Consider the following 18034-nt stretch of genomic DNA (forward strand, 5'->3'; position numbering starts at 1 on the left):
CGCCGGGTGGCTTGGCAAAGACACGGGCACCGGCCCGGCCGGACCGGATGCCCGAAACGGCTCTCAGGCCACTTCGCTGGTCGCGGATTGCACGGCGAAGAAGCCGGCCTGCGCCGCCTGGTCGGCACGCGCATAGGCGCGGTTGATGCCGCTGATCACGGCGCGGATCGACGCGGTGGTCAGGTTCGCGTCGATGCCCACGCCGAACGCGCTGCCCGGCACGCCCTCGCCCGCCAGTTCCGCGATCGCCACCGCCTTCGCGTCGGCGCCCTGCGACAGCGCGCGTTCCTCGTAGTGCTGGATACGCAGCGGCGTGCGCAGTGCGTTCATCAGCGCGTCGAGCGGGCCATTGCCCTCGCCGCGCAGTTCGCGCCGCTCGCCGTGGATCTCGGCGCTCAGCACGATCGACTCGCGGCCGTCGCGCTCGCTCAGCTCGTGGCCGACGTAGCGCAGCGGCGTGTGGTTCGCGACGTACTCGGATTCGAACAGCGCCCAGATCTGCGCGGCCGAGACTTCCTGGCCGCTCTCGTCGGTCAGGCGCTGCACGGCGCCGCTGAAATCCACCTGCAGGCGGCGCGGCAGCACCACGCCGTAGCCCTGTTCGAGCAGGTAGGCGATGCCGCCCTTGCCCGACTGGCTGTTGACGCGAATGATCGAATCGTAGGCGCGGCCGAGATCGCTCGGATCGATCGGCAGGTACGGCACTTCCCAGACCGTGTCGGGACGCTGCACCGCGAAGCCCTTCTTGATCGCGTCCTGGTGCGAACCCGAGAACGCCGTGAAGACCAGATCGCCGACATACGGATGACGCGGATGCACCGGCAGCTGCGTGCATTCCTCGGAGGTGCGCGCGATGGTGTTGATCTGCGAGAAGTCGAGACCCGGATCGACGCCCTGCGTGTAGAGGTTCAGCGCGAGCGTGACCAGGTCGACGTTGCCGGTGCGCTCGCCGTTGCCGAACAGGCAGCCCTCGATGCGATCGGCGCCGGCCATCACGGCCAGTTCGGCCGCCGCCACCGCGGTGCCGCGGTCGTTGTGCGGATGCACCGACAGGATCAGCGAATCGCGGCGCGCGAGATTGCGGTGCATCCACTCGATCTGGTCGGCGTAGTAGTTCGGCGTGCCCACCTCGACGGTGGCCGGCAGGTTCACGATCGACTTGCGCTCGGGCGTCGGCTGCCACACGTCGAACACCGCGTCGCAGACTTCCTTGGCGAAATCGAGTTCGGTGGCCGTGAAGGTTTCCGGGCTGTATTGCAGCGTGAACTGCGTGTCGGTGGCCGCGTCGGCCAGCCGCTTGATGGTGCGTGCCGCGTTCACCGCCAGCTGCTTCACGCCTTCGCGCTCGAGGCCGAACACGATGCGGCGGAATTCGGGCGCGGTCGCGTTGTAGAGATGGACGATCGCGCGCCTGGCGCCGCGCAGCGACGCGAAGGTGCGCTCGATCAGGTCGTCGCGCGCCTGCGTCAGCACTTCGATCGTCACGTCGTCGGGAATGTGGCCGCCCTCGATCAGCTCGCGCACGAAATTGAAATCGGTGTCCGAGGCCGACGGGAACGCCACCTCGATTTCCTTGAAGCCGATCGCGACGAGCGTCTTGAACATGCGCATCTTGCGCGCCGCGTCCATCGGCTCGAACAGCGCCTGGTTGCCGTCGCGCAGGTCGGTGCTCATCCAGATCGGCGCGCGCGTGATGGTGCGCGACGGCCACTGGCGGTCGGTCAGGTTGATGGGCGTGAACGGGCGGTACTTGGTGGCGGGGTTCTTGAGCATCATGATCGGTCCTCGGTCAGGTTTTCGTAAGCGTCGCGGCGGGCCGGAAATCCGGGGTACGGATCGGCAAACACGCGCAACGATGAAACGGCACAACGGCAAAGCGGCAAATACTGGCTGGCCTTGGGGGTCGTGCGACGGGAACCTGGGGGGAGAATCAATGCGGGCACCGGTCGACAACCGGGGCCAGGTGTGATGCGGGGAAACGCTGGCGCTTCAGGAACGAAGCAGGGAGAACGCGCGCAGCCGCAGACCTAGCCCGGATAGCGGGGCTAGTAGTCGTAGCGAGAAAAGGATCTGGGCGGCTTGCATGGCCGCAATAAAACCACGCCGGGCGCCCCGCTGTCAACCGGATTTTTGGCTGGCGCGGGGGCGAGATCGGGCGCCGGCCGCGTCATCCGCGGCGGTTGCCCCGGGTCGCGCCCCATCCTGGCGCATCGGGTGCCGGCGGCGCGAGGCAGCCCGCCCGCCGGTCGGCGGCGCGACGCCCGCCGTGTCGCGCGCAGGCATCACTTCGCGCCCGGCCCATCGATCAAGTTTTCCTGACGATTCCATCGGCACCGCATAAGCGGCTGCGCCACTTTTCATTTCGATGTACGCGCAACGGAATTCGTCAGCATTCCGACAGATTGTCCGGTCGCGCACGGAAGAGCGACGACGGCCGCCCCGAACCATGATTTTCTGCTTTTCAAATCCCGCATCGTCGTTTCCGGGCCGCGCGCCGCCTGCCTAGCATCGTCTGGCTTTCCCCCAACTCGCACACACACAACAACGAGGAAAACCATGCTGAAGCAAACCCTGGCGCTCGGCGGCGCCTTCGCGGCGTCGCTGGCCGCCCACGCGCAAAGCTCGGTCACGCTGTACGGCATCGTCGATGCCGGCGTGGCCTACACGAACAACCAGAAAGGCGCCTCGAACCTGCAGCAGACCAGCGGCAAGCTGTCGGGCAGCCGCTGGGGCCTGAAAGGCACCGAGGATCTGGGCGGCGGCCTGTCGGCCGTGTTCACGCTCGAGAACGGCTTCCGGCCCAACGACGGCACGCTCGCCCAGGGCGGCCGCGAGTTCGGCCGCCAGGCGTTCGTCGGGCTCGCCAGGGCCGGCCTCGGCACGCTCAGCTTCGGCCGCCAGTACGAGCCGCTGTCGGACCTCGTCGCGCAATACGCGGGGCCGGGCTTCTGGTCGCCCGCCACCCACGTCGGCGACAACGACAACCTGAACCAGACGTTTCGCATCAACAACGCCGTGAAGTTCCGCAGCGATACGTTCGCCGGCTTCACCGTCGACGCGCTCTACGCGTTCAGCAACCAGGCCGGCTCGGGCGGCGGCACCGGCTTCGGCAACAACCGCGCCTGGGGGATCGCGGCGACCTACGCCAACGGGCCGCTGTCGCTGGGCGGCGGCTACGTGGTGCTGAACCACCCGAACGCGGCCGGCAACACCGGCGGCGCGATCGGCGGCGCCAGCCCCACCAGCGGCGACGACTACAGCGGCGCGTTCTTCTACGGACTCGACGGCGGCGTGACGAAGCAGCAGATCGCCGTGGCCGGCGCGAACTACACGGCGGGCGCCGCGATCGTCGGCTTCGCCTGGAGCCACACGCAGCTGGACTACGTGGACGGCTCGGCGCGCAAGCTCAACAACTATGACCTGAACGCGCGCTACCGGCTCACCCCGGCCACCACGCTGGTCGGCATCTACGCGTTCACCGACGGCCGCGCGAGCGGCCTGCCCGGCGCCGGCGGCGGCACGCTGAAGCCGCGCTGGCACCAGTTCACGCTCGGGATCGACTACGCGCTGTCCAAGCGCACCGAGCTGTATCTGTCGGGCGTCTACCAGCTCGCGGCCGGCGACGCGAGCACGTCGTCCGGCGGCGGCTACCGCGCGATCGCGGCGATCGCCGACGTCGGCACCGCGTCGTCGACGAACCGCCAGGTGGCCGCGTTCGGCGGGATTCGCGTGAAGTTCTGACGGCCCGCGGCGGCCGTGGCGCTCGCAACCACCACCGCGACCGCGGGCGGGCCGCCGGGCTCCGGCTGCCGCCCGCCCGTTGCGCCCGTTACACCCATTACACCCGTTGCCCCCGCTTCCTGCGCCGCCGGCCTCGCGGCACACGCCGCCTTACTCCTTACTCGTCCGCATCCGGGATCCAGGCGGCACGCGCCGCGTCGGCGCGGCGGAACGCCGGAAACTTCGCACCAAGTTCGGCGATGTTGTGGATGTCGAGCTTCTGCAGGTCGGCGCGCGTGATCAGCGTGGGCTTCACCTCGATGCGGTGCCCGGGGTCCTGCCCGGCCACCAGCAGCGCCGCGGCGCGCACCGACACGGCGCCCACCACGGCCGGGTTGGTGGCGGCGGTGGCCACCCACGGGCTGTCCGGCGCGCGGATCGCCTGGATGTCGGCGGTCGAGATGTCGGCGCTGTAGATCCGCAGCTTCGCCGCGATGCCGTTCTCGTCGGCGGCCAGCTTCGCGCCGCGCGCGAATTCGTCGTAGGGGGCGAACACCACGCGCACGCCCGGATGCGCGCGGAACGCGGCGGCCGCCTGGTTCGCCACCGACTGCGCGATCGGATTGTCGACGGTGCCGAAGCGCGCGCTTTCCTTCACGCCCGGATGCGCGGCCTTGAACGCCTGCCAGACCGCGTCGCGGCGGTCGAGCGGCGCGAAGCCGGCCACGTAGACGTAGGCCGCCTCGAACGCCGGGCCGTTGTCCTTCACGGCCTGCCCGAGCAGCAGCGTGGCGAGGTCGCGGTCGCTCTGCTCGATCTGCGGCACCTTCGGATTGGCCAGATCGACGTCGAACGCCACCACCTTGATGCCCTTGTCGAGCGCGCGCTGCACCACGTCCTTCAGCGATTCGGGCAGGCCGTGATTGACGACGATCGCCGCCACGCCCAGATCGATCGCCTGCTGGATCTGGTCGCGCTGCTGCGCGGCGTCCTGGCGGCCCTCGAACACGCGCAGGTCGATGCCGAGCGCCTTCGCCTGCTTCTGCGCGCCAGCCTCGTAGGCCTGGAAGAAATCGCCGGCCGACAGGTAGTTGACGAGCGCGACCTTGACGCCGCCGCGATCGAACGGCGCGGGCGCGTGCGCGAGCCCCGGCGCGGCAAGCGCGGAAGCGGTCGGGAGCGCGGCGGCGAACAGCAGCGGCAGCACGTACTTGCGGACGAACGAATCGATCATGAGCGGGAACCTGGATGAGGAGTGAATCGGGGCCGGCGCTCGCGAAGGCGCGCCGGCCGTTGGGGTGAAAACCGTCGATGCGTGGGTCGTGACGGCCGCGCGGGCGCCGCCCCGGCGAGACATTGACGAGGCGAAGCGACGAAGCGACAACGAGCCGAAACGACGAAACCCGCCATGCCGCCGCTCAGCGCGCGCGCCGCGCGCCGATCCCGAACGTGAACGCCAGCGCGCCCACCAGCAGCGCGCCCTTGATGAAATCCTGCATGTAGTACGGCGCATTGAGCATGGTCAGGCCGTTGAGCAGCACGTCCACGAAGATCGCGCCCGTCACGGCGCCGATCACGTTCGGGCGCTTGAGGCCCCACACGGCGTAGCCGATCAGCGCGGCGGCCACCGCGTCGAGCAGCAGCGAATGGCCGGCGCCCACGTCGCCGCGCCCGACGCGCGCGGCGATCAGCGCGCCGCCGAGCGAGGCGATGCTGGCCGACGCCACGTAGGCGGCGATCCGGTAGCGCGCGGTGGGCGCGCCGGCGAGCCGGGCGGCCGTCTCGTTGCCGCCGGTGGCGTAGAGCACGCGGCCCCAGCGGCTGAACTCGGTGACGAGCACCGCCAGCACGGTCACGGCGGCCAGCACCAGCACCGGCAGCGGCACCACCTCGAGCCAGCGCGCGCGGCCGAGCGCGAGGAACGCGGCCGGGAATTCGCCGCTCGCCTCGCTGCCGTCGGGCAGGATCGTGCCGGTGGCGAGCGAGCGCCCGCCGGTCGGGATCAGTTGCAGGCCGGCCAGCAGGAACAGCGTGCCGAGCGTCGCGAGCTGGTCCGGAACCTTCAGGCGCGTGATCAGCAGGCCGTTCACGAACCCGGTCGCCACGCCCAGCACGAGGCACGCGCCAAGCGCCGCCCAGGCGCCGCCATGCCAGACCACCAGCACGTAGCTGGCCGCCATCTGCGCGGTGGCGGCGGTGCTGCCGACCGACAGGTCGAAGCCGCCCACCGCCAGCGACAGCGTCACGCCGATCGCGAGCAGCGCGACGATCGAGGCCGCCTGCAGGATGCTGAACAGGTTGTCGACGCCGATGAAGGCCCGCTCGCGCCAGGCGAAGCCGGCCACCAGCGCGGCCAGCAGCGCCAGCAGCCCGCCGCGTTCGAGCCAGCCGGCGAAGCGCCGTACCGGGCGCGTGGAGGGTGTCGATGGCGCGGACGGTGCCGGCGCCGATTCGGCGCGCGCGGGCGCCATGCTTGCGGCCAGCCGGCCGACCCGAGTCTTCATCACACGGTCTCCCTGATCACGTCGTCGCTGCGGCCGATGCCCAGCCGGTCGAATTCCAGTACCCGGTCGGCGAGTTCGAACGCCTCCTCGGGATCGCTGACGAACACCAGCGTCGCGTAGCCGGCCGCGCCGCGGCGCAGCACCTCGACGATCTCGGCGCGCGCGCCCACGTCCACGCCCTGGAACGGCTCGTCGAGCAGCAGCAGCGCGGCCGGCTCGGCGAAGCCGCGCGCCAGCGCGACCTTCTGCTGGTTGCCGCCGGACAGCCGCGCGACGCGGTCGTCCGGCCCCGTGCAGCGGATCGTCAGGCGCCGGATCAGCGCGGCCGCGCGCTCGCGTTCGAGGCGGCGGCCGACGCGGCCACGCGGGAACCAGCGCGCAAGGAACGGAAAGCTCAGCGTGCCGGCCACCGACGCGAACGGGACCGAATCGGGGAACAGCGAGCTGGCCCAGCGGTCCTCGCCGAGCATCACCACGCCGGCGGCCACCGCCTCGGCCGGGCCGCGCGGCCGCCAGGGCCGGCCGTCCAGCGTCATCGCGCCGGCCGCGTACCGCTCCAGGCCGAACACGGTGCGCGCGAGGCGCGACTTGCCGCCGCCGATCGGCCCCGCGAACGCGACGATCTCGCCGCGCGCCGCGTCGAAATCGAGCGGCGGCGCGTCGTCGAACAGCTTCAGGCCGCGCGCCGAGAAGCCGGCCGCCAGCGGCGGCGCGCCGTGGCGAGCCGGGCCAGGCGGATCGCTCCGGATCGAAGGGTTCGCCCCGCCCCGCGCCGCCTGGCGCGGCAGCGGCCGGCCGATCATCGCCGTCACGGCCGCGTCGTAGTCGAACGGCGCCGCGATCGCGGCCACCTCGCGCCCGTCGCGCAGCACCAGCGCGCGATCGGCCACGCGACGCAGATCGCCGGAGCGGTGCGAGACCAGCAGAATCGCCACGCCGCGCTCGCGCAGGCGGTCGAGCGCGCCGAACAGGCGCTCGGCCTCGTCGGCCGACAGGCTCGCGGTGGGCTCGTCGAGGATCAGCAGCGCGGGATCGGTGTCGAGCGCGCGCGCCAGCGTCACGAGCTGGCGGATCGCCACCGGCTGCGTGTGGGCCGGCGCCGCCAGATCCACCTCGAGCCCGACGCGCGCGGCCAGCGCCGCCGCGGCGCGGCGGCGGGCCGCCGGCGTTTCGAACCAGCGGCCATCGCCGCGATTCGTCCGGTCCAGCAGCAGGTTCTCGGCGATCGACAGCGTCGGCACGATCGCCTCGGCCACCGACTGGTGCATGGTCGCGACGCCGGCCGCCTTCGCCTGCTGCGTGCCGGCCGGCGCGAACGGCAGGCCGCGCAGGCGGATCGTGCCGGCGTCGGCGCGCAGCACGCCGCTCAGGATCTTCACGAGCGTGGATTTGCCGGCGCCGTTCGCGCCCATCAGCGCGACCACCTCTCCCGCGCGCATCGTCAGGTCCACGCCGTCGAGCGCGCGCGTCGCGCCGAAACGCTTCGCCAGGCCGCGCGCCTCGAGCACCGGCGCCGCGCTCATGCGGTGCCTCCGGCCCGCCGCACGGCGGCCGCGCCGGCGCTCCGGCGGGCGGCGCAAGGCAGGAACGAAGGGGTGGCGGGCGGCGTCATCGCAGCGTTATATAGGCGATCGCGCGCGCGAGGCAACGAATCGGTTCTGCTATGCATATCAGCATGGCACGCGACGCGCGCGGGCACGAATGCAAATCACAAATGCTTGTTTGCGATCGCTCGGGAGCTCGACAAGAATGAATCGTCCCTGCGTCTGCCGTCATGCGCCGCACCGTTCGCTAACGCCGTTCATTTCGTTAGTGATCCTAGTCGATCACGGCCGGACCGGTATTCGTCATGACGCCCGCTCTCCACGACCGCCACCTGCCGCCCATGCCGATCCGTCCCGCGTCCCGACAGCCGTCCCGCTCCGCCCTGTTCGCCCGCTCCGCCGGTTTTCTCCGTGGCTTCCGTCTCGCCGCCGCGCTCGCGCTGGGCGCGCTCGCGGCCTGCCTCGCGGCCTGCCTCGCGACCGGCGCGAGCATGGCCCGCGCCGCCGAGCCGCTGGCGATCCGCATCGGCGTGGCCCAGCAGGGCGCGGGCGATCCGCCGACCTTCGGCGGCAGCGCCGGCGCGACGGTGCAGCAGCAGAAGCTGCTCGAAAAGGAATTCGCGCGCGACGGCATCCGCGTGCAGTGGCTGTTCTTCAAGGGCGCCGGGCCGGCCGTCAACGAGGCGATCGCCGACAAGTCGCTCGACTTCGCGCTGCAGGGCGACCTGCCGGCCGTGCTGGCGCGCGCCAACGGCCTGAACACGCACCTGATCGCGGCCGTCGGCGTGCGCAGCGGCATCAAGATCGGCGTGCCGGCCGGCTCCCCCATCCGTTCGGTGGCCGACCTGAAGGGCAAGCGCGTCGCGATCTTCCGCGGCACCAACCTCCAGCTCGTGATCGACAACGTGCTGGCCGCGAACCATCTCGACGAGCGCGACCTGCGCGTGATCAACCTCGACACCGCCGGCGCGCTCGCGGCGCTGGCCTCGCGGGGCATCGACGCGTCGGTCAACGACTATCACCTGTCGAAGCTGGTCGATTCGGGGCTCGCGAAGATCATCTACGAATCGCAGAACGACGGCCCGCAATACACGCGCCAGTCGCACCTGCTGGTCCTCGACGATTTCGAGCGCGCGCATCCCGACCTCGTGCAGCGTGTCGTCAACGTGTTCGTGGCCGCCTCGCGCTGGGCCTCCGACGAGGCGAACCGCAACGCGCTGCTCACGCAGTGGGCGGCGAGCGGGATTCCGGTGGCGTCGTGGCAGGCTGAATTCCCGGCCGGCACGCTCAAGTCGCGCAACTCGCCGCTGCTCGACCCGTTCTTCGCCGCGCGCTATCAGGCCGTGGCGCAGGACGCGCTGAAGCTGAAGCTGATCCGCCGGCCGGTGGACCTCAACGGCTGGATCGAGCCGGTCTATCTCGACCGCGCGCTGAAGGCGCAGCACCTCGAACTCGACTGGCCGAGCTACGACGCATCGGGCCGGCCGCAATCGTGACGGACGCCGCCGCCATGAGCGATACCGCGATCCCGCGTGCCGAGCGTCGCCGTGACGGCGCCGCCGTACACGCCGCCCCAGCCTCGGCAGCGCCCGCTTTCACGCCGCCACACGGCGCCGGAACGCTGCGCGGGCGCGCCGCCGCGCTCGGCTGGTGGCTCGCGCCGTGGCTGCTGCCCGCGCTGCTGTTCGCGCTCTGGACGCTCGGCTGCGCGCGCGGCTGGATCGCGCCGCAGATCCTGCCGCCGCCCGAGGCGGTCTGGCAGACGCTCGTCGAGCTGGCGCGCAGCGGCGACCTGGCCAGCAACACCTGGATCAGCCTGCAGCGCGTGCTGCTCGGCTTCGCGGCCGGCACGCTGGGCGGCTTCGCGATCGGCGCCTGGCTCGGCCTGTCGCGCACGGCCGAAGCCTACGTGCTGCCGGGCTTCAACGCGATCGTGCAGATCCCCGTGCTGGGCTGGCTGCCGTTCCTGCTGCTGCTCGTGGGCGTCGGCGAACCGCTCAAGATCATCCTGATCGCGCACGCGGCGCTGGTGCCGGTGGCGATGAGCACGTTGCAGGGCTTTCGCGAGGCGCCGGCCGCGCTCGACGAGGTGGCGCGCGGATTCGGCTACACGCGCCGGCAGCGCATCGCCCACGTGGTGCTGCCGGCCGCCGTGCCGACGCTCGCCACCGGCCTGCGGCTCGGCTTCACGAAGGCCTGGCTCGCGCTCGTGGTGGTCGAGCTGGTCGCCTCCTCGGAGGGGCTCGGCTACCTGATCGTCTACGGGCGCCAGCTGTTCCAGCTCGACCTCGTGATGGCGGCCGTGGTGATCGTCGGCGCGATCGGCTACGCGATCAACCGCCTGCTCGACGCGCTCGAAGCGCGCCTGCGCCGCGGCCGGCCCTCGGCGTTTCGCGCATGAGCGACGCCCGCCTTCCATCGTTGGCCTCCCGGGAGCCGCGCCGCATGTCATCGTCCGCGTCATCGTCCGCGTCATCACCCGCCCCGGCGGTACAAGACGCGCCCACCACGCGGCGCCGCCTGCCCCGACCCGACCTGCGCGGGCTCGTGCTGCCCGCGGTCGCGCTGCTCGTCTGGTGGGCCGTGGCCGCCGCGCATCGCGGCCACGCAGGCCTGCTGGTCGGCCCCGACGCCGTCTGGCATACGGCGGTGCAGCAGGTCGCCAGCGGCGCGCTCGCCCGGGCCTTGTCCGCCTCGCTCGCGCGCGAGTTCGCCGGCTTCGCGATCGGCACCGCGCTCGGCCTGCTGCTGGGCACGGCGCTCGGGCTCTCGCGGCTGGCCGCGCGCCTGATCGGGCCGAGCTTCGACACCTTCAAGCAGATCTCGCTGTTCGCCTGGATTCCGCTGATCTCGGTCTGGTTCGGCCTCGGCGACACCGCGAAGGTGGTGTTCCTGTCGCTGGCCGCGCTGCTGCCGGTGGCGGCCCACACCTGCGACGGCATCCACGCGGTGCCGCGCGCCTATGTGGAGGTGGCGCGCACGCTGCGCTACTCGCGCGCGCAGCTGCTGCGCCACGTGATCCTGCCCGCCGCGCTGCCGTCGATCTCGACCGGGCTCTATCTGGGCCTGATCTATTCGTGGCTCGCCACGCTCGGCGCCGAATACCTGCTGGTGGCCGGCAGCGGCATCGGCAACACGCTGATCGACGGCAGCGAACAGTTCCGCATGGATCTCGTGCTGTTCGGCATCCTCGTGGTCGGCACCACGGGCTGGGCGCTCAATGCCGCCGCGCGCGAGCTCGAACGGCGGCTGCTGGCGCGGCGCGGGCGCGCCTGACGGCGCCGCCGCGTTCTCCCTCTCTCACTTCACAGGACCGCCGTGACCACCCTTTCGATCGATTCGCCCGTCGCGCTCGAGATCCACCAGGTCCGCAAGCGCTACGCGCAGCGCGGCGCCGCGCTCGAGGTACTCGACGACATCTCGCTGGCGGTGCGCGACGGCGAGTTCGTCAGCATCGTCGGCGCGAGCGGCTGCGGGAAATCCACGCTGCTGCGCCTGATCGCCGGGCTCGACACCGATTACGACGGCGAGATCCGCGCCGGCGGCGAGCGCGTGCGCGATACCTCGCTGCAGCGCGGAATCGTATTCCAGGACCATCGGCTGTTCCCGTGGCTGACGGTCGAGCAGAACGTCGCCGCGGCGCTGCGCAACTCACCGCTCGCGGCGCGCGCCCGGCGCGAGGCGGTGGCCGAGCACATCGCGCTGGTGGGGCTGGCCGGCTTCGAGGCGGCCTATCCGGCGCAGCTGTCGGGCGGCATGGCGCAGCGCGTCGCGATCGCGCGCGGGCTCGTCAACCGGCCGAAGCTGCTGCTGCTCGACGAGCCGTTCGGCGCGCTCGACGCGCAGACGCGCACGCGCATGCAGCACGAGCTGCAGCGGATCTGGGCGCGCGAGCGCATCACGATGCTGCTCGTCACGCACGACGTGGACGAGGCGGTCTGGCTCGGCGATCGCGTCGTCACGATGGCGCCGCGCCCGGGCCGCATCGCGCGGATCGTCGAGGTCGGGCTGCCGCGCCCGCGCGAGCGCGCCGCGCCCGCGTTCGCGCGGCTGCGCGACACGATCCTCGCCGATCTCGGCGACGACGACGCGGCCGCGCGCAATGCCCCGCCACCGGCCCCGCCGCCCGCCGCGCCACGGCCGGCCGGCGGCTGGCGGCTGGCCTGGTAGCAAGCCCGGCCGGCCCGCATCGCTACCGCGGCAAATCGGACTATCGATACGAGGAATCGTCAGTTCAGTTTTGCCGCGCGGGCTGCTTGAATGTCCGAAAACATCCTCCCCCCCACGCCAGGAGACACTCCGATGTCCGACGTCCAGATCGCCACGCCGCTGTCGCATGCCGCCGCCGTTCCTTCGCCCGCGTCCGCGCCGGACTCGCCCCTCTCGCTGCGGCGCGTGGCCGGCCGGATCGGCGCCGAAGTCGCCGGCCTGCGCCTGTCGGCCGACATCGACGCGGCCAGCTTCGACGCGATCCTCGACGCGCTGCACACGCACAAGGTGCTGTTCTTCCGCGGCCAGCACCATCTCGACGACGACGCGCAGCAGGCGTTCGCGCGCCGCTTCGGCGAGACCGTCGCGCACCCGACGGTGCCTTCGGTCGGCGGCACCGCGCTGCTCGAACTCGACTCGGCGCACGGCGCGCGCGCGAACTCGTGGCACACCGACGTGACCTTCGTCGACGCCTACCCGAAGGTATCGATCCTGCGCGCGGTGGTGATCCCGCCGGCCGGCGGCGACACGGTCTGGGCCAACACGGCGGCCGCCTACGCGCAGCTGCCGGACGCGCTGCGCGAGCTGGCCGACACGCTGTGGGCCGTGCATACCAACGCCTACGACTACGCGTCCTCGCACGTCAACGCCGACGCCGACCAGCTGAAGCGCTACCGCGAGGTGTTCACCTCGACCGTCTACGAAACGCTGCACCCGGTGGTGCGCGTCCACCCGGTCACGCAGGAGCGCACGCTGGTGCTGGGCCACTTCGTGCAGCGCATCCAGGGGCTCTCGGCGAGCGACTCGGCGCATCTGCTGCAGGTGCTGCACGAGCACGTCACGCGGCTCGAGAACACGGTGCGCTGGAGCTGGCGCGAGGGCGACGTGGCGATCTGGGACAACCGCGCGACCCAGCATTACGCGATCAACGACTACGGCGACGCGCGCCGCGTGGTGCGCCGCGCGACGGTCCACGGCGACGTGCCGGTGGGCGTGGACGGCCGCGCCAGCGTCGTGCTGAAAGGCGGCAACGCCACGCTGCAGTGAGGCCGGGCCGCGCCCGTCCCACGCCCATTCTTCCAGACAGGAGCCGCACATGAACCAGGCCATCGCACCCTCGCTCGACGTCCTTCCCTTGTCCGCGCACATCGGCGCCGAGATCCGCGGCGTCGACCTGACCCGCCCGCTCAGCGCCGAGCAGGTCGCCGCCATCCGCGGCGCGCTGCTGAAATGGCGCGTGGTGTTCTTCCGCGAGCAGTTCCTCACGCACGAGCAGCACATCGCGTTCTCGGCGCAGTTCGGCGAGCTGACCGTGGGCCATCCGGTGTTCGGCCACCTCGAAGGCCATCCCGAGATCTATTCGGTCTCGAAGTACCGCAAGGCCACGCGCTACGACGGCCAGCCCGTGCTGCGCCCGTGGACCGGCTGGCACACCGACGTGACGGCCGCCGTCAATCCGCCGTGGGCCTCGATCCTGCGCGGCGTGACGATTCCGCCCTACGGCGGCGACACGCACTGGACCAACCTCGCGCGCGCCTACGAGACACTGTCGGCGCCGCTGCGCGAGTTCGTCGACGGGCTGCGCGGCATCCACCGCTTCACGCCGCCGCCCGGCGCCAACGCGACGGCCGACTACGCCGACGCCGTGGAGCGCCGCACGCTGGTGACCGAGCATCCGCTGGTGCGCGTCCACCCCGAGACGGGCGAGCGCGTGCTGTACGTGAGCCCCGGGTTCCTGAAGTCGATCGTCGGCCTGACCCCGCGCGAGAGCCAGGGCTTGCTCGAACTGCTGTGGGAACACATCACGCGCCCGGAATTCACGGTGCGTTTCAAGTGGGAGCCGCGCAGCCTCGCGTTCTGGGACAATCGCGCCACCGCGCATCTGGCGCCGTCCGACATCTTCGATCTCGACTTCGACCGCCAGTTGTATCGCACCACGCTGGTCGGCGACGTGCCGGTGGGCCCGGACGGCCGCGCCTCGGTCGCGCTCGAGGGCACGCCGGTGGACGCCGCCGCCGCGATCGCGCTGAACTGACGGCGCACCGATGTCCGCCGAGATCCCGACCCAGGCGAGCGAGCGCGACGGCGAGGCCGGCGTGGCCGAAGCCGCCGCCACGCCGTTCGTCCCGGTGGCCTCGCCCGCCGATTTCGCCGACAGCCCGGTCTCGCGCGTGTTCGCGCAACCGCTGATGCTGGGCCTGTTCCTGCCGATCCAGGCCGGCGGCTGGAGCGCCTCGACACTGCCGCGCACCACCGACTGGTCGTTCGACTACAACGCCGCGCTGGTGCAGCAGGCCGAGGCGCTCGGCTTCGATCTCGTGTTCGCGCTCTCGCAGTGGCTGCCCAAGGGCGGCTACGGCGGCGTGTTCGACGGCCAGGCGCTCGACTCGTTCATGACGCTCGCGGCGCTGACCGCGCGCACCGAGCGGATCGTGCTGGCCGCGACCAGCCACGTGCTCTACGGGCCGTGGCACCCGCTCCACTTCGCGAAGTTCACGGCCACGCTCGATCACATCTCGAAGGGCCGCTGGGGCATCAACGTCGTGACGGGCCATCGCGCGCTCGAGCACGAGATGTTCGGCTGGCCGCGCATCGAGCACGACCATCGCTACGCGCTCGCCGCCGAGTTCCTCGACGCCGTGCAGCAGCTGTGGGCGCAGCCCGACAATTTCAGCTACCGGCCGGCGCGGTCGAGCTGGCGGCTCGGCGAGGCGTTCGTCACGCCGAAGCCGCGCTACGGCCGCCCGCTGCTGATCAACGCCACCGGCTCCGACGCCGGCATCGCGTTCGCGGCGCGCTACTCCGACGTGGTGTTCGTGACCAGCCCCGGCGGCCCGACGCTCGACGCCGCGCTGCGCACGCTGCCCGCGCACACGGCGCGCGTGAAGGCCGCCGCCGCCGCGCACGGCCGGCGCATCCGCACGCTGCTGAACCCGATGGTGATCTGCCGCGAGACGGCGGCCGAGGCGCGCGACTACCGCGACGCGATCGTCGCGCATGCCGATTCGGGCAGCTTCCAGCGCTTCGACAGCGACGCGCATGCATGGCGCGGCGGCGCCGCCGAACGCGCGCAGGCCGAGCATCGCGCGCTGGGCGGCAACATGTCGATCACCGGCTCGCCCGAGGAAGTCGCCGATGCGATCGTGCGGCTGCATCGCGCCGGCGTGGATGGCGTGCAGCTGAGCTTCTACGATTTCCGGCCCGACCTGACGCTGTTCGGGCAGCGCGTGCTGCCGCTGTTGCGCGACGCGGGCTTGCGTCATTGAGATCGCCGCGGCGGCCATCGGCGCCGCGGGATTCGACTTCGGTAGTTCGACACGTCAAGTGCGCGAGCACGGCCGCCCCGCCGTGCCGTCCTGCGCGTTCACCCTGCATGTTGCGTGCACGCCGATTTCATGCCGTCGTCGCGGCCTGCTCGCGCCGCGCGGCCGTGGCCCGGTCGGCCGGCCGCGCGAGGCCCAGATGCTCTCGCAGCGTCGTGCCCGTGTACGCGTCGCGGAACAGGCCGCGCCGGCGCAGCTCCGGCAGCACCAGCGCGATGAAATCGTCGAGGCCGCCCGGCAGCGTCGGCGCCATGATGTTGAAGCCGTCGGCGCCGTGGTGCATGAAACGCGCCTCGAGTTCGTCGGCGATCTGCCGCGGCGTGCCCACCAGTTGCCAGTGTCCGCGCGCGCCGGCGACGCGCAGCGCGAGCTGGCGGATCGTCAGGTTCTCGCGGCGCGCCAGCTCGATCGTCAGCGCCTGGCGGCTCTTGCTCGCGTTGGTTTCCGGCAGTGCCGGGATCGGCCCGTCGAACGGATAGGCCGACAGATCGAAGCCGCCCGTGAGCCCCGACACCAGCGCGAGCCCCACGGCCGGATCGATCAGCTGTTGCAGCGCCGCGAACTTCTCGCGCGCCTCGCTTTCGTCGCGGCCCACCACCGGCAGCACGCCCGGCATGATCTTCAGTTCGTCGGGCGCGCGGCCCCATTCGGCCATCCGCCCCTTCACGTCGGCATAGAACGCCACCGCCTCGTCGAGCGTCTGCTGCGCCGTGAAGATCACCTCGGCGGTGCGCGCGGCGAGCCGCTTGCCGGCTTCCGACGAGCCCGCCTGCACGACCACCGGCCGCCCCTGCGGCGTGCGCGGCAGGTTCAGCGGCCCGCGCACCTGGAAGAAGCGCCCGCGATGCGCGAGCACGTGGCGCCCGGCCGGATCGAAGAAGCGCCCGGCAGCCTTGTCGCGCACGAACGCGCCGTCGTCCCAGCTGTTCCACAGCGCGCGCACCACGTCGGCGAATTCCTCGGCGCGCTCGTAGCGCTCGTTGTGGCGGAAATGCTCGTCGCGGTTGAAGTTCTCCGCCTCGTGGCGGTTCGACGAGGTGACCAGGTTCCAGCCCGCGCGGCCGCCGCTCAGGTGATCGAGCGAGGCGAACTTGCGGGCCAGGTGGTACGGCTCGTTGAAGCTGGTCGAGGCGGTGCCGACCAGGCCGATTCGTCCGGTCACGGCCGCCAGCGCCGAGAGCAGCGTGATCGGCTCGAACTGCGCGTTGTAGCTGTGCGCGGTGCGGCTCAGGAAATCGACGTCGTCGCCGCGCGTACCCACGCCGTCGGCGAGGAACACGAGATCGAAGCAGGCCGCCTCGGCCGTCTGCGCGAGTCGCGCGTAATGGCGGAAGTCGATGCCGGCATCGGCCGGCACGTCGGGATGGCGCCAGGCCGCGATGTGATGCCCGGTGGGATAGAGAAACGCGCCGAGGGCCAGCTGGCCGCCGCGGGGTCGAGTCATGTTCGTCTCCGGAAATGGACGGACGGCGGACGCCGCCCGCGCTCAGAACACGCGCCCTTCCGTCAGGTGCGTGGTGACGCCGTTCAGTTCGTAGTCGCCGACCACGCGCGCCTTGTGCAGCAGCGGGTTGTGGCTGAAGATCGTGCGCAGGTTGCGCCAGTGGCGGTCGAGGTTGTGGCTGCGCGAGGTGGCCGTGGCGCCGCCCACCTCGAACAGCCGCTCGCCCGCGTGCAGCGCGAGCTTGCTGACTACCAGCTGGGTCCGCGCGGTGGCGAGCGCGCCGTCCAGCACCAGCGCCTCGGCATCGGCCGCGCCGGCGAGCAGCGCGTCGGCGGAGCGGTCGAGCACGCGCGCGTTCTCGCGCACCAGCGCGTCGATCGCGTGGCTGTGCGCGCTCAGGTCGCCGACCACCTGCTGGATGAAGTGATCGTCGCGCGCCGTGGCGGCCGGGCTGTGCAGCACCGGCCGGCCGAAGGTGGTCACGTAGCGGCGCGCGTCGGCCGCCACGTTGCGCACGATGCCGGCCGCCACCGCCACCAGATGCAGCTGCCGAAGCGCGCCGCCGTGGCGGCCCGCCAGCGTCGAGCTGCCGCGATCGATCACCTCGTCGGGCTCGACGCGCACGTTCTCCAGCACCAGCGTGCCGCTCGCCGTCATGCGCTGGCCCATGCCGTCCCAGTCGTCCTCGATGCGCAGGCCCTCGCGATCGACCGGAATCACGATCGCGAGACTCGGGTCGGTGGCCGTTTCGCCCTGCACGTTGATGCGCGCGTAGTCCGAGAACAGCGTGCCGGTCGAATAGTATTTGCGGCCCGTCACGCGATAGTGATCGCCCTCGCGCACGAGCTGCGTGGCGATCTCGCCGGGGCGCGAGGTGCCGCGCTCGGTCGAGGCGCCGCCGAACAGCGCGCCCGACAGCACGCGCTCGACCTGCAGATCGTTGAACAGCGTGCGCGGCGACAGCCGCAGCGCCTCGGTCACGTCGTAGTGGATGCGCAGCGCGTGCGCGAGATTCGAATCGGCGGCGGCGAGCGTCGCGATCACCTCGAACAGGTCGACCAGCGAGCCGCCCAGCCCGCCGCGCGCGGCCGGGACGCGCAGCGCGCCGAGTTCGGTGGCGCGAAACAGCGCGAAACCGTCGAACGGCAGCTCGCGATCGGCCTCGCGCCGCGCGGCGTCCTTGCCGATTTCGGCGGCGAGCGCCGGCAGTGCGGCCAGCGCCGCGTCCAGGCGTGAGCGGGAATCGATCGTGTGGGGGGCATTCATGCCGTCCGTCCTCGTGCTGTCGTT

14 protein-coding genes are annotated in these 18034 nt (G+C 71.8%); 8 read left to right on the forward strand and 6 right to left on the reverse strand.

Annotation, left to right across the window (positions count from 1 at the left end; genetic code table 11):
* Window positions 1–63: 63 nt before the first annotated feature.
* Window positions 64–1773, reverse strand: a complete 1710-nt coding sequence (gene leuA, locus BpN12_RS07805) for a 2-isopropylmalate synthase (protein WP_246794659.1) — start codon at window positions 1771–1773, stop codon at window positions 64–66.
* 783 nt (window positions 1774–2556) lie between these two features.
* Here leuA and BpN12_RS07810 point away from each other — a divergent pair.
* A complete protein-coding gene (locus BpN12_RS07810; protein ID WP_246791872.1) occupies window positions 2557–3741 on the forward strand; it encodes a porin in 1185 nt (394 codons plus the stop codon).
* A 157-nt stretch (window positions 3742–3898) separates the two neighbouring features.
* Here the strand turns inward: BpN12_RS07810 and BpN12_RS07815 are convergent, their stop codons facing one another.
* The 3 genes from BpN12_RS07815 to BpN12_RS07825 all read right to left on the reverse strand — a co-directional run bounded on the left by BpN12_RS07815 (window position 3899) and on the right by BpN12_RS07825 (window position 7747).
* The gene (locus tag BpN12_RS07815; protein ID WP_246791873.1) at window positions 3899–4954 is read right to left on the reverse strand and encodes a substrate-binding domain-containing protein; all 1056 of its coding nucleotides are present in this window, start codon (window positions 4952–4954) and stop codon (window positions 3899–3901) included.
* Between the two features lie 184 nt (window positions 4955–5138).
* Window positions 5139–6224, reverse strand: coding sequence for an ABC transporter permease (locus tag BpN12_RS07820; protein ID WP_246791874.1), 1086 nt, complete (start codon window positions 6222–6224; stop codon window positions 5139–5141).
* Window positions 6224–7747 (reverse strand): sugar ABC transporter ATP-binding protein, encoded by a 1524-nt coding sequence (locus tag BpN12_RS07825; protein ID WP_246791875.1) that lies wholly within the window; start codon window positions 7745–7747, stop codon window positions 6224–6226. The genes BpN12_RS07820 and BpN12_RS07825 overlap by 1 nt, the downstream gene beginning before the upstream one ends.
* A 512-nt stretch (window positions 7748–8259) precedes the next feature.
* Here BpN12_RS07825 and BpN12_RS07830 point away from each other — a divergent pair.
* The 7 genes from BpN12_RS07830 to BpN12_RS07860 all read left to right on the forward strand — a co-directional run bounded on the left by BpN12_RS07830 (window position 8260) and on the right by BpN12_RS07860 (window position 15243).
* Window positions 8260–9264 (forward strand): ABC transporter substrate-binding protein, encoded by a 1005-nt coding sequence (locus BpN12_RS07830; RefSeq protein ID WP_246794660.1) that lies wholly within the window; start codon window positions 8260–8262, stop codon window positions 9262–9264.
* A gap of 14 nt (window positions 9265–9278) precedes the next feature.
* Window positions 9279–10169: an ABC transporter permease gene (locus BpN12_RS07835; protein ID WP_246791876.1), complete on the forward strand. Its 891-nt coding sequence runs from the start codon at window positions 9279–9281 to the stop codon at window positions 10167–10169.
* A 44-nt stretch (window positions 10170–10213) separates the two neighbouring features.
* Window positions 10214–11044 (forward strand): ABC transporter permease, encoded by an 831-nt coding sequence (locus BpN12_RS07840; protein ID WP_246791877.1) that lies wholly within the window; start codon window positions 10214–10216, stop codon window positions 11042–11044.
* 42 nt (window positions 11045–11086) lie between these two features.
* Window positions 11087–11938: an ABC transporter ATP-binding protein gene (locus BpN12_RS07845; protein ID WP_246791878.1), complete on the forward strand. Its 852-nt coding sequence runs from the start codon at window positions 11087–11089 to the stop codon at window positions 11936–11938.
* A gap of 132 nt (window positions 11939–12070) precedes the next feature.
* Window positions 12071–13024: a TauD/TfdA dioxygenase family protein gene (locus tag BpN12_RS07850; protein ID WP_246791879.1), complete on the forward strand. Its 954-nt coding sequence runs from the start codon at window positions 12071–12073 to the stop codon at window positions 13022–13024.
* 49 nt (window positions 13025–13073) lie between these two features.
* Complete coding sequence (locus tag BpN12_RS07855; protein ID WP_246791880.1) at window positions 13074–14012, forward strand: TauD/TfdA dioxygenase family protein; 939 nt, start codon at window positions 13074–13076, stop codon at window positions 14010–14012.
* A 10-nt stretch (window positions 14013–14022) separates the two neighbouring features.
* The gene (locus tag BpN12_RS07860; protein ID WP_246791881.1) at window positions 14023–15243 is read left to right on the forward strand and encodes an LLM class flavin-dependent oxidoreductase; all 1221 of its coding nucleotides are present in this window, start codon (window positions 14023–14025) and stop codon (window positions 15241–15243) included.
* 127 nt (window positions 15244–15370) lie between these two features.
* Here BpN12_RS07860 and BpN12_RS07865 read toward each other — a convergent pair whose 3' ends face one another.
* Window positions 15371–16744 carry an LLM class flavin-dependent oxidoreductase gene (locus BpN12_RS07865; protein WP_246791882.1) on the reverse strand — a complete coding sequence of 458 codons (1374 nt, stop codon included), beginning with the start codon at window positions 16742–16744 and terminating at the stop codon, window positions 15371–15373.
* 42 nt (window positions 16745–16786) lie between these two features.
* Window positions 16787–18010 (reverse strand): acyl-CoA dehydrogenase family protein, encoded by a 1224-nt coding sequence (locus BpN12_RS07870; protein ID WP_246791883.1) that lies wholly within the window; start codon window positions 18008–18010, stop codon window positions 16787–16789.
* Window positions 18011–18034 lie beyond the last annotated feature (24 nt).

It is taken from the genome of Burkholderia perseverans (genome assembly GCF_022870505.1).
In the GTDB taxonomy this organism is placed as follows: Bacteria; Pseudomonadota; Gammaproteobacteria; order Burkholderiales; family Burkholderiaceae; genus Burkholderia; species Burkholderia plantarii.